This is a genomic window from Pseudoduganella namucuonensis (assembly GCF_900116645.1).
Taxonomy (GTDB): domain Bacteria; phylum Pseudomonadota; class Gammaproteobacteria; order Burkholderiales; family Burkholderiaceae_D; genus Rugamonas; species Rugamonas namucuonensis.
This window is the reverse complement of the sequence record NZ_FPBO01000004.1, coordinates 306,726-319,245: the sequence shown is the minus strand read 5'-3', so window position 1 is coordinate 319,245 and position 12,520 is coordinate 306,726. Positions and strand designations below refer to the sequence as shown.

At 67.1% G+C, this 12,520-nt stretch carries 7 protein-coding genes; 4 read left to right on the top strand and 3 right to left on the bottom strand.

Going from position 1 to position 12,520, the window contains the following annotated elements; translation table 11 throughout:
- Window positions 1-188 precede the first annotated feature (188 nt).
- Both BM436_RS06890 and BM436_RS06885 read left to right on the top strand, forming a co-directional pair.
- Window positions 189-1,649, top strand: coding sequence for an efflux transporter outer membrane subunit (locus BM436_RS06890; protein WP_371859625.1), 1,461 nt, complete (start codon window positions 189-191; stop codon window positions 1,647-1,649).
- A gap of 418 nt (window positions 1,650-2,067) precedes the next feature.
- On the top strand, window positions 2,068-5,208 hold the full coding sequence (locus tag BM436_RS06885; protein WP_177307017.1) for a TonB-dependent receptor: 3,141 nt from the start codon (window positions 2,068-2,070) through the stop codon (window positions 5,206-5,208).
- A 57-nt stretch (window positions 5,209-5,265) separates the two neighbouring features.
- Here the strand turns inward: BM436_RS06885 and BM436_RS06880 are convergent, their stop codons facing one another.
- Complete coding sequence (locus BM436_RS06880) at window positions 5,266-6,870, bottom strand: glycoside hydrolase family 43 protein (RefSeq protein ID WP_143132998.1); 1,605 nt, start codon at window positions 6,868-6,870, stop codon at window positions 5,266-5,268.
- A 184-nt stretch (window positions 6,871-7,054) separates the two neighbouring features.
- Here BM436_RS06880 and BM436_RS06875 point away from each other — a divergent pair, with 184 nt between their 5' ends.
- Window positions 7,055-8,221: an endo-1,4-beta-xylanase gene (locus BM436_RS06875; protein WP_093554747.1), complete on the top strand. Its 1,167-nt coding sequence runs from the start codon at window positions 7,055-7,057 to the stop codon at window positions 8,219-8,221.
- 22 nt (window positions 8,222-8,243) lie between these two features.
- Here BM436_RS06875 and BM436_RS06870 read toward each other — a convergent pair whose 3' ends face one another.
- Together BM436_RS06870 and BM436_RS06865 are read right to left on the bottom strand one after the other, a co-directional pair.
- Window positions 8,244-9,902 (bottom strand): glycoside hydrolase family 43 protein, encoded by a 1,659-nt coding sequence (locus BM436_RS06870; RefSeq protein ID WP_093554746.1) that lies wholly within the window; start codon window positions 9,900-9,902, stop codon window positions 8,244-8,246.
- Window positions 9,899-11,131, bottom strand: coding sequence for an MFS transporter (locus tag BM436_RS06865; protein WP_229489463.1), 1,233 nt, complete (start codon window positions 11,129-11,131; stop codon window positions 9,899-9,901). The genes BM436_RS06870 and BM436_RS06865 overlap by 4 nt, the downstream gene beginning before the upstream one ends.
- A gap of 273 nt (window positions 11,132-11,404) precedes the next feature.
- Here BM436_RS06865 and BM436_RS06860 point away from each other — a divergent pair, with 273 nt between their 5' ends.
- Entirely contained in the window at window positions 11,405-12,499 is a 1,095-nt protein-coding gene (locus BM436_RS06860; RefSeq protein ID WP_093554744.1) for an LLM class flavin-dependent oxidoreductase, read from the top strand.
- Window positions 12,500-12,520: the final 21 nt, after the last annotated feature.

Genomic DNA, 12,520 nt, shown 5'->3' with positions numbered 1-12,520 from the left:
AATCAGACAGGATTCTATTTTGGTACTAGTGACTAAATATGTCAAGAGTCACAAGCTCTCCATGGTGCGCCTGCGGAGAAAAGCCGGGCACCAACAGGCTGGATAGTTGTGCGGGCGCGTCTTCATGTGTGACTAAATTATGATATAGTCACTGGATACTTTTTCTTTCACCCTCACGGATGATGCCCATGCCTCTCAAACGCACTCTTTTCTTGTCTGCCATCGCCATGCTCTCCGCGGGTTGCGCGGTCGGGCCGGACTACGTACGCCCCGCCCCGCCCGTGCAGGATCGCTACCTGGGCCAAACGGCGGTCGAGCAGCGGCAAGCCCATGCCAGCGCCGAACTCGACGCGTGGTGGGAAGGCTTTGGCGATCCACAGCTCAGCCGCCTGGTCGTGCTGGCGGTGGCGCAGAACCTGGACCTGGCGCAAGCGTCCGCGCGCGTCGCCCAGGCGCGCGCCGGACTCGGCTCGGCCAACGCCGCGCTGTCCCCTTCCGGCCAGGTTTCCGCCCAAGGCGCGCGGGCGTACCAGTCGCTTGAAACGCCGCTGGGGCGGGTCTTGAATTCGCAGCCGAATTTCGATCGCCACGGCAACGCCTACGAGGCCAACCTCGGCGCGGGCTGGGAGCTGGACGTGTTCGGCGGCCTGCGTCGCGGAAGGGAGGCCGCGCTTGCCGAGTACCAGGCCTCCGAGGCCGGCGCGGCGGCGGTACGGCTGGCGGTGGCGGCGCAGACGGCCGATATCTACATCGGCATCCGCGGCCTGCAGGCCCGGCTGGACGTCGCCCGCGGGCAGGTGCGAACGCAACAGGAACTGCTCGCAACGATCAATCTGCTGTATGGCCAGGGCCTGGCGGCCGAGCTTCAGCTGCGGCAGGCCGAGGGCGCGCTGGCCCAGGTGAGGGCGTCGGTACCGCTCCTCGAAGCGGGGCTGGACGCCGCGATGAATGCGCTGGACGTGATGCTGGGCACGCCGCCCGGTACGCACCGGGAGGAGCTGGCGCCCGCCCGCGCCATCCCCGCCGCCCCGCGCGTCGCGGCCACCGGCTCGCCGGCGGATGTGCTCAGGCGCCGGCCTGACCTGATCGTGGCCGAACGCCGCCTGGCCGCGTCGAACGCCCGCATCGGCATGGCGATCGCCGAGTACTACCCGAAGTTCTCCCTGAGTGGATTGGTCGGCGGCGCGACATCGCTGTCCGGGGGCAATCTGTTCACCGGCGGCGCCAGCCAGGCCGCCGGCGTTCTCGGCCTGCGCTGGCGTCTGTTCGATTTCGGCCGCATCAACGCGCAGATCGACCTGGCCAAGGGCCAGGAAGCCGAGGCGCTGGCCGCCTATCGTCTGGCCGCGCTGCGGGCCACGGAAGAGGTCGAAAACGCCTTCTCGGCCTTGGTGAAACGCGAGGAGCAGGCCGGCGTGCTGACCCAGGGCGTCGAATCGCTCGGCCGGGCCAAGGAGGCTTCGTTGGCGGCATACCGGAAAGGGGTGGTCAGCCTGGTCGAAGTGCTGCAGGCCGATGAGAACCTGCTGCGCGCCTCCGATATGCGGGCGCAGGCGCAAACCGAATCGGCACGCGCGGCGGTCGCCGCGTTCAAGGCGCTGGGGGGCGGATGGCGATCACCTGAAGACGTGGCGGTGGCGATCAGGTAGGCGGTAAAACCCGGCCGATCCCGGCCACCCTTGGCCTTCCAACGGCCGGGGAAGCATCGATGAGGAAGTGGTCCTGCTTGGCCACTTCGATCTATTTTCCGAGCGCCGCCGGCGCGCTCGGCTCCACCCTTCCGACCTCCTCCCAGCAGGATTGTTAGCGCAACCGTCCGATGTTCGCAACATCGTGTCATTACCAAACCACACCGCTCTTTTTTGGTTGACTGACAATCTTGAAAGCCGATATAGTGAAATGGTAGCGTAAAACATTTTAAGTGATATAACAGTTACGCAGGCGCGGGACGCGCCGGAAAGCCGCTGAAAACCAGCTTCGCCGGCACGCACCCACCATTGTTGTAGTTCGGTCTTGGCACTAAAACAGATGGCCCACAGGGCCGCAAACCACGAGGAGACAAACGCAATGAACAACGCATCCAGGGTAGCCGTCGGGCGTCGTATGGGCAGGGGGCGCCAGGCCTTCGTCCTGACCACCATCGCCGGTCTGATTTCCAGCGCCTTCGCGCAGCAGGCACAGGCCCAGGACCAGACCACGGCCACCGGCAAGGAGCCGGCGGTCGTCACCGTGAGCGGCTTCCGCAGCTCGCTGGCCTTGTCCGCCAACGAGAAGCGCGACAACGTCGGCCTGACCGACACCGTGTTCTCCGAGGACATGGGCAAGTTCCCCGACCCCAACATCGCCGACGCGCTGGCCCGCGTGCCGGGCGTGCAGGTGACCCGCGGATCGATCGACGGCGAAGGCTTGAACATCTCCATCCGCGGCATGGGCGCCGCCTTCACGCGTGTGCTGCTGAACGGCGCGCCGATGGCGTCGGCGTCGGCCGGCAGCTGGGGCGGCAACATCAGCGCCAACCGCGAAGTCGACATGGACTTCCTGCCGTCCGAACTGTTCCGCAGCGCCAGCGTGTACAAGAGCCAGCAGGCCAGCCTGATCGAGGGCGGCGTGGCCGGCACGGTCAACATGCGCAGCGTGCGTCCCTTCGACAAGAGCGGCTTCCGCTCGGCCTTCACGCTCTCCGGCAACTACCGCGACCGCGACGGCAAGTTCGGCAACACCGGTTCCGGCTTGATCAGCAACACCTGGCAGACCCCGTGGGGCAAGGTGGGCGTGCTGGGCGGCTTCGCCTGGGGCAACACCAAGTTCTACACCGACGCCTTCCAGACCGTCGACATGCGCAACTTCCAGCTCAAGTCCTTCCAGACCAACGCCACCGACAAGGCCAACGCCACCGGCGGCGGTTCGCAATCGACGCCGGACACGGTGCCGTCCGGCCTGCCGCTGAGCCTGCTGCCCGACTACGCGCGCGCCGTGCTGGTGCCGGGCAAACAGATCGACCGCGCCATGCTGCTGGCGCTGAATCCCGGCGCCACCATCGAGCAGATCGACAACGGCCTGATGGGCCGCCTGGGCCGCCACATCGTCTACAGCGGCACCCGCGAGCGCAAGGGCGAAGTGCTGAGCTTCCAGTGGCAGCCGAACGACCAGTGGGACATCTACCTCGACACCTTGTTCGCCCAGAAGGGCACCAACATGACGCAGCAGGGCATGAACGTCGGCACCCGCGCCAACACGCCCATCCCGATCGGCATGGAGTTCGACCGCAGCGATTGCAGCAAGGGCTGCACCGTCACCAAGGCCACGCTGGCGAACACCTTCTGGTCGCTGGAATACCGCCCCATGAAGGAGAACACGCACTTCCGCAGCATCAACCCCGGCTTCGAATGGCGCCCGAACGACAAGTGGACCATCGACGGCCACGTGAACTACACGTCCAGCTCCTTCTACCGCGACATGCCGACGGTGCTGTTCGCCACCCGCTCGGCGCCGTCCGTCATCACCTACGACAACACGGTGCCCGGCCAGACCCCGGTCTACGCCGGCAACCTCAACCCCAACGACCCGGGCAACTTCGGCTGGTACCAGGCCGGCCAGGGCCTGTCCGGCCTGCGCATGGACCTGTACGAGCGCACCAACAGCACCAAGGGCGCGCGCCTGAACCTGGCCTGGGGCGACGCCGACTTCAACATCAAGTTCGGCGGCTCGCTGGACGACATCGAGCGCCGCTACCGCAGCTTCGGCGTGGCCGACGCGTGGATGAACGTCGCTTGCGGCAACAACGTCAGCGCGCGCCTGTTCGCGCCCAACACCCAGCTGCGCAGCCCCGGCTGCGACGGCCGCAGCACGCCGGGCGCGATGGCGGACGCCGCCACCGCCTACCCGGGCTACGGCACCGGCTACACGGCCGGCGGCACGCCGCTGACCTACCTCGGTTCCAAGGTCACCAACGCCGACATCACCAAGTACGCGGTCCCCTCCAACCACGGCTTCATCACGGCGGACTGGCCGCGCTTCGCGCAGGACACGGATTACCAGTACTTCCGCGACAACATCTACCTCGGCTTCAACAGCGGCAGCGGCGGCTATATCCGCGAGAAGGTGGGCGGCGTGTATGTGGAATCGAACGGCCGCGCCTCGGTGCTCGGCCGCATGCTGCGCTACAACGCGGGCGTGCGCTACGCGCAAACCGAGCAGACCATCGGCGACCTGACCGCCGCCGCCGATCCGCGCAACGCCACCTTGCGCAACGGCGGCCTGTACCCGAACATCGCGTCGTGGGCGTACGAGACCATCAAGTACCACAACCTGCTGCCTTCGGCCACCATGGCCTACAACCTCACGCCGTCGCTGATCGCCCGCGCATCCGCGTCGAAGTCGATGACCCGCGCCAATCCGGCCGAGCTGCGCCAGACCCGCCTGTCGATCGGCGACCAGGGCGCGCGCCAGGGCAACGTGACCAACCCGAACCTGAAACCGTTCGAGGCCAACAACCTGGACCTGGGCCTGGAGTACTACATGACGCGCGAAGCCTATGTCGCCGTCAGCGGCTTCGCCAAGGACATCACCAGCCGGCCCGGCTCGCGCACGTCGACCTTCTCGCTGGCGCAGCTGGACCAGATGTATGGCACCGTGGGCCTGACCGACGCGCAAAACCAGTCGGTGACCGCCAGCGGCGGCCGCGACAAGCACCTGGTGGAAGTGACGGAGCCATTCAATACGGACACCAAGCTGAAGGTGCGCGGCCTCGAGTTCACGTGGCAGCAGCCGCTGGACATGCTGCCGGTGAAGGGTTTCGGCTTCACGGGCAACTTCACCTACACCAAGCAGACCGACAGCGCGCCGAACGCGGCGCCGATCGCCGGCGTGCCGCCCCGCACCAACAACCTGACCGTGTACTACGAGCGCAATGGCTACAGCATGCGGGTGTCGCGCCAGTTCACGTCGACCATGGTGGTCAACACCAATACCGGCCTGAATGTGCCCGGCGGCGCGTACGCGTATTCGACCGAGCGCGCGCAGATCGACCTGTCGGCCAGCGTCAACCTGAAACGCGCGTTCAACTTCCCGTACAACGTCGACCTGTCGCTCAGCGCGTGGAACTTGAACAACGCCATCAGCAAGACCTACACGCAGTTCTCGAACGCGATCTTCGACGAGAACCGTCCGGGCCGCAGCTACACCATGTCGCTGCGCTCGACGTTCTGACGGCGGGGTAGGGCGGCGGTTGAAAAGCCCGGCGGCGCCAAGCCGCCGGGCTTTTTTTTATTCCTTGCCTTGGTATTTGAACCACGCGAAATCGGCGGGCGGCATCGCCGCCTTGGCCGGATTGCTCGCGTACAGGCCGATGAACACGCCCGTGAATCCGCCGGCCTTCTCGGAGCTGAGCGGCGCGGTCGGCAGGGCGCCCAGCGCGTGGGTCTTGCCTTGCGCGGTCGCGCTGAAGGTGTAGGCGGCCGGCGTGCCGTCGATCGCCAGCGTCACCTCGCCGTCCCCGCCATCGGGCAGCGGCTGCGATCCAACCACCGTGGCCTGGCCCTTCACCACCGACACCAGCCGCGCCATGCGCCGGCCCTGGTCGCGCGTCACCACCAGCTGGTAGTGGTTGTTCTCGTCCTGCCGCACGACGATGCCGGCCAGTTGGCCGTCCGCGCCCGGCTTGAAATCGAGCGCGGTGGAGGCGTGCATGGCGAGGTCGCGCTGGCGGATGCCGACGAAGGCCGGCGTGGTCAGCGTGGCCAGCGTGTCGCCGCTGCCTTTCAGACGCAGGTGGCCGGGGCGTTCGCTCAGTGAATACAGGGCGCTGGCCGGCGCGCGCAGCGAATACCATTCCACGCCCAGGTCCTTGCCGTCGAAGGACTCGGTGTCCGGCGCGGCGGGCCAGGGCCGCGATGGCGGCAGGCGGTCACCGGACATGCGCAGCGTCACCGGCTTTTCATGGTTGATCACCGGCCAGCCGTCGTCGCTCCAGGTGACCGGCGCCAGCACGGTTTCGCGGCCGATATGGTGGGTGCGCTCGTGGGGGCGGATGGCCAGCATCACGATCCACCAATCGCCCTCGGCTGTCTGCACCAGGTCGCCGTGGCCGACCGCCTGCAGCGGCAGGCCGGGATGGTCGCGGTGGGTGATCAGCGGATTCCTGGGATGGGCCTCGAACGGCCCCCACGGCGAGCGCGAACGGGCCACCGTGATGCTGTGGTTGTAGGAGGTGCCGCCCTCGGAAATCATCAAGTAGTACCAGCCGTTGCGCTTGTACAGGTGCGGCCCCTCCGGCCACACGCCGCCGGTGCCTTTCCATATCTCGCGCGGCGCCTCCTTGGGCAGCATGGTTTGCGGATCGAGTTCGGCCTGGTAGGCGCCGCCGTGTTCACCGCCGCCGTGGCGCGTGTAATAGATTTTGCCGTCGTCGTCGAACAGCAGCGAGGGGTCCATGCCGCCGCCATCCTTCAGCCACGTGACCTCGGACCAGGGGCCGGCCGGATCGGTGGCGGTGGCGATGAAATTGCCGCCGTTGCTGATGTTGGTGGTCACCAGGTAGAACCGGCCCCCGTGGCAGCGCAGGGTGGGCGCGAAGATGCCGCGCGACGTGGCCTGCTTTTCCAGCGGCAGCTGGGAAGGGCGGGTCAGGGCGTTGCCGATCTGGCGCCAGTGCACCAGGTCCTTGCTGTGGAAGACAGGCACGCCGGGGAAGTAGCTGAAGGTGCTGGCCACGAGATAGTAGTCGCCGCCGACGCGGCAGACGCTGGGGTCCGAGCTGAAGCCCGTGATGACGGGGTTGCGGAAGTCCGGCGCGGCTTGCGCCGAGGCGGCAGCGAACATGAGGGGAAGCGCGAGTGCGACGAGCGCGGCGGCGGGGCGTGGTGTTATCAAGTGCGGTCTCCTTTTATTGAATGTTTGCGCTATCAAGAAAAACAGTTTTCATGTTACACGAATCCGCCATGCAAGAGAAACGGATGGCTTATTGTGAATGGTTGCGTATAACAAAATATGTTGACACTCACGCCGGCGCGCTCCTACACTCGTGCATCACATACAACAACCGGAGACACGATCCATGACGACGCGCCGACAATCATTGTTGCAACTGGCCGCGCTGGCCCCCATGCTGGCGGCGCCCGCCGCCTGGGGCGCGGCCGGGAAGGACGAGGAAGGCGGGGAAACCCTGAAGGCGCTGGCGGCCCGCAAGGGCCTGCGCTTCGGAAACGCCATCGGCACGATGAACGACAAGGCCAGCCGGACCCATTTCAACAATCCGGCCTATCGCGCGCTGATGGCGCGCGAATGCGGCGTACTGGTGGCGGAAAACGAAAGCAAATGGCAGGCGCTGCAGCCGAAGCCGGGGCCGCACGATTTCCGCCGGGCCGATGAACTGTTCGGCTGGGCCAAGCGGCAGGGTATGCTGATCCGCGGCCACTGCCTGGTGTGGCAGGACCCGCGCTGGCTGCCGGAATGGGTCACCCGCCACGGTTTCGGCGCCAATCCCGCGCAAGAGGCGGAGCGTCTGCTGCGCGAGCATATCGCCGCCACCTGCGGCCACTTCGGCAAGGACGTGTACAGCTACGACGTGGTCAACGAGGCCGTCAACCCCGGCACCGGCGAATTGATCGCCAATGCGCTCAACGAGAAGATGGGCGCGCTGGAGCAGATCGACCTGTCGTTCCGCCTCGCGCGGGAACACGCGCCGCACGCGCAGCTGGTCTACAACGATTACATGGGGCCGGGCAAGGACAGCGCCAAACACCGCGCCGGCGTGCTGAAACTGCTGGCCGGCCTGAAGGCGCGCGGAACGCCCGTGCACGCGCTGGGCCTGCAAAGTCATATCGGCGCGTGGGGCGGCGCCGGCGACGGCGAGGCGCGCGCACGCGGTCTGCGCGAGTGGCGCGCCTTCCTCGACGAGGCCAGCGGCATGGGGCTGGATTTGCTGATCACCGAGTTCGACGTCAGCGACCGCGAACTGCCGGCCGACATCGCGCAGCGCGACGCGGCGGCGGCGGGCATCGCGCGCGATTTCCTCGAGCTGACGCTGAGCTATCCGCGTTGCCGCGACTTCCTGTTGTGGGGCTTGAGCGACGACGTCAGCTGGCTGCAAACGTGGAAGGACGCCAAGCGCCGCGACGGCCTGCCTTCGCGCCCATGTCCGTACGACGCGCAGCTGCGGGCCAAGCCGATGCGCGCGGCTATCGCGGACGTGCTGAGGACGATGCCGGCGCGCGCAGCCTGACCCGGTCCACCGGATCGTTCGCCTAGGCCGGCTCGGCCGCGGACGGCGCCCCCATCGGGTTGACGCAATATGGCCGCTCGCGGTATTCGAAATAGTCGAAGTCGGCGTGCAGGGCGGTGCCCGCCATGTCCTGGCAGGCCATGCCGACGAAGGCGCCGGTGAAGTTGGGCTGGCCGGGCGCGTTCGCCTCGTCCGACAGGATGCTGGCGTCGAATTGCTGCGCCAGCCATTGCCAGTCGCCGTCGTCCAGCCGGTAGCCGAAATACAGGCGCTCCTCGTCCACGTCCACGCGCAGCTGCACCGGCACGCCGGGCGGCAGCGCGACCGGCGCCGTGAAGCTGTCCGACTGCACGTGGTTGGGCAGGCTGCTCATCACGCGCAAATGCTTGCCCACCGTCTCGTCGTGCGTGATGTACAGGTAATGGAACTTGGCGCCGCCGTAGTAGCAGACCAGCCCGGCCTGCTGCTGGAAATGCTCGGGTTCGAATTCGACCACGGTGCTCGCGCTGTAGCAGTGCGCCTGCTGGCGCCGCGCCACCAGCGCCTGGCGGAACAGGCTGCCCAGGCTTTCGCGGCCATACAGGCGCAAATGCCCGGGCCGCGCGGCCAGGCTGAACAGCTCTTCCGGCCACGGTGTGCGCAGCCACTGGAAGGCCAGCGGCAGTCGCGGCGCGTCGAATTCCTCGCGCGCCGGCTCGGGGTCGAAACGGTGCTCCGGCAGCTTGGGCGCGGCGGCCCTGGCCTCCGCCGTTCCCCGTCCATCGACGGTGCGCAGCCAGCCGTCCTCGCCCCACACAACGGGCTGGATGGCGGTTTCGCGCCCCAGCGTGCAGGTGCCGCGATTGCGCAGCGGCCGGCCGCACAGGTACACCATATAGGTCTGGCCGTCCCGGGTGTCCACCAGGTCGGCGTGGCCGGCCCGCTGCAGCTCCGCGTCCGGACGGTGGCGCGAACTGAGGATGGTCTGGTCGGGATGCAGCTCGTACGGCCCATGCGGATGGCGGGCGCGGGCCATGGTCACGCCATGGTTCCAGCCGGTGCCGCCCTCGGCGGTGAGCAGGTGGTAGTGGCCGTCGCGCTTGTACAGGTGCGGGCCCTCGGTGAGCCCGTGCGCCGTGCCCTTGAAGATGTTCTCGCGGCGGCCGGTCAGCCGGCGTTCCGCCACCGAGTATTCCTGCGCGACGATGCCGGCGAAGCGGTTGCCGCCGGGGCGGTGGTCCCACAGCTGGTTCAGCAGGTATTTGCGGCCGTCGTCGTCGTGGAACAGCGAGGGGTCGAAGCCGCTGCTGTTGAGGTGGACCGGATCGGACCACGGGCCGTCGATGGCCGGACTGGTGACCAGGTAATTGTGGAAGTCGCGCAGCGAAGCGGCGCCGGCGGCGCCGCCGCTGGAGGTGCGGCCGTAGCGCTTGACGTCGGTGTAGACCAGCCAGAACAAGCCGTCCGCGTGGCTCAGGCAAGGCGCCCACACGCCGCAGGAGTCGGGCGCGCCGAGCATGTTGAGCTGGCTGGCGCGCGTGAGCGGGCGCGTCAGCAGGCGCCAGTTGACCAGGTCGCGCGAATGGTGGATCTGCACGCCCGGATACCATTCGAAGGTGGACGTGGCGATGTAATAGTCGTCGCCCACCCGCACGATGGACGGATCGGGATTGAAGCCGGGGAGGATGGGGTTTCGTATCATGCTGTTTTTTCGATGAGGGGGGCGGGCTCGCGCACCAGGGTCCATAGCAGCACGGCGGCCAGCAGGTCGAGCACCGCCAGGCTGACGAAGAAGGGCGTGTAGCCGACGCTGGCCATCAGCCCGCCGATCAGCAGTGAGAAGATGAGCAGGCCCAGGTTGCCGAAGGTGCCGCACATGCCTGCCACGGTGGCCACCTCGTTGCGCCGGAACAGGTCGGACGCCATGGTGATGACGGTGACGGACAGGGTCTGGTGCGCGAAGCCGGCCAGGCTGAGCAAGGCGATCGCGGCGTAGGGGCTGTCCACGAAGCCGACAAAGGCCACGCCCATCATCATGCAGGCGCCCAGGGTGAACGCGCCGCGGCGGGCGTTGATCAGGCGCACCCCCCGCTTTTGCAGGGCCAGCACCACCAGCGGCCCGAACAGGCAGCCCAGGTCGGCTGCCAGGAACGGCAGCCAGGCGAACATGGCGATCTGCATCAGGTCGAAATGGCGCACCGTGGTCAGGTAGAGCGGCACCCAGAACGACAGCGTGCCCCAGGCCGGGTCGGCCAGGAAGCGGGGCAGGGCGATGCCCCAGAAGTTGCGCATCTTGAGGATGGCGGGAATGGACGGGCGCGCGCCGTCGCCTTGCAGGTGCGTTTCCTGGCCGGCGGCGATCAGTTGCGCCTCGGCGGCCGACAGGCGGCGGTGGCGGGCCGGGGCGTCGTACAGCAGCAGCCAGGCCGCCACCCACACCAGGCCCAGCGCGCCGGTGATCACGAACGCGGACTGCCAGTTGTAATGCAGGATGGCCCACACCACCAGCGGCGGCGCCAGCATGGAGCCGAGGGAGGCGCCGATGTTGAAGATGCCGCCCGCCAGCCCGCGCTCCCTGGCCGGGAACCATTCGGAAACCGCCTTCATGCCGGCCGGGTTGGCCGACCCCTCGGCCAGTCCCAGCAGGCCGCGCAGGGTGGCCAGGGCTTGCCAGTTGGTGGCCAGGCCGTGCGCCATGCAGATCACCGACCACGCCGCCGCGAACAGGGCGAATCCGTATTTCAGGCCGATCACGTCCAGCACGTAGCCGCACAGCGGCTGCAGCATGATGGCGCCCTGGAAGGCGGCCGTGATGTACGAGTATTCCTGGGTGGTGATGTTCAGTTCGGAGAGCAGCGTGGGCGCCGACACGGCCAGCGTGCTGCGCGTCAGATAGTTGATGACCGCGCCCAGCATGATCAAACCTATCATCCACCAACGTAGTCCCCTGATTTTTGTGGGCATTATGTTTGCGCAATCATTTATTGATTGCGCAACAATATCACGTTATGGCGGCCTTGGGCCAGCGCCGCCTGTGCCGGGCGCGCCCGCGGCGCTGCCACAATTTTCAAGGTTTCGTTGACTTCGGTTTGAAACCGCAATAACATAATTAGAATTCGGATTATGATTTAAGGCTGGCGACACCGCCGAGGTGCGCCGCGTCCGGGTCGCCACGCCGTCTAACCCAACACTATGGAACCTACTATGCGCTTCTCAGTCTTTCTCAATGGCCGCACCATGAGCGCGGACGCGGACAAGCAGTTGATCGTCGACCTGGAACAGCACGCGCTGCTGGCCGGCAAGCTGGGCTTCGACGCCATCTTCCTGCCCGACCACCACTTCAACGGCTACATGCCGGTGGCCAGCGACAGCTACATGTTCGCCTCCTACCTGGCGGCCAAGCTGCCGGACATGCACTTCGGCTTCTCCGTCACCTCGGTGCCGCTGCACCACCCGGTGCGTTTCGTCGAGCGCATCAACATCCTCGACCACCTCACCAAGGGCAAGCTGCTGGTCGGCATCGGCTCGGGCACCACGCCGGAGGAGATGATCGGCTTCGGCGTCAACTACAAGGACGCCGGCCGCATCGCCGAGGAAAACCTGCAGGCGGCGGAGGCGCTATGGGCCAAGAAGGTCGAGGACGAGCCGATCGAGCTGCACGGCTTCCACAAGGGCAAGGTGCTGCAGCGCATCGCCCCCGGCCCGTACGGCCGCAAGCACGCGCGCCTGATGCCGGTGGCGATGAAGGAGAGCAGCATCACGCGCGCCGCCGTCAACGGCTGGCCCGCCTTCATCCCGGCGTTCACGCCGCCGCAGATCGGCGGCACGGACCCGATCAGCCACGTGAAGAAGTACTTCGCCAGCTACCACGACCAGCTGCTGGCCGCCGGCCATTCGGACGACACCGTCGCCGACGCGCTGTCGTGGACCACCCACAGCTACCAGGCCGTGCACCTGGCCGAGACCGACGAGCAGGCGCACGAGGAAATGCTGCGCATCCTCACGTCCTACCAGGAGGCCATCGACCGCGAGGCCGCCTTCAACGCCAAGGCGGAGTCGGACGACGCCAACAAGAAGACCGACCGCACCGGCCACGCGCTGACCGAGGAGTGGATGGCCACGTGGTGCCTGTACGGCAGCCCGAAAACGGTGATCGGGAAGCTGCGCGCCTACCAGGAGGTCGGCATCGGCAACATCCTGTGCGGCACCACCACCGGCCCCGTGACCGAGGAGCGCATGGCCTACGCCAACCAGACCTTGCGCCTGCTGGCCGAACACGTGTTCCCGGCCTTTAAATAAGCGCCGGCGGCCATGCGGGAG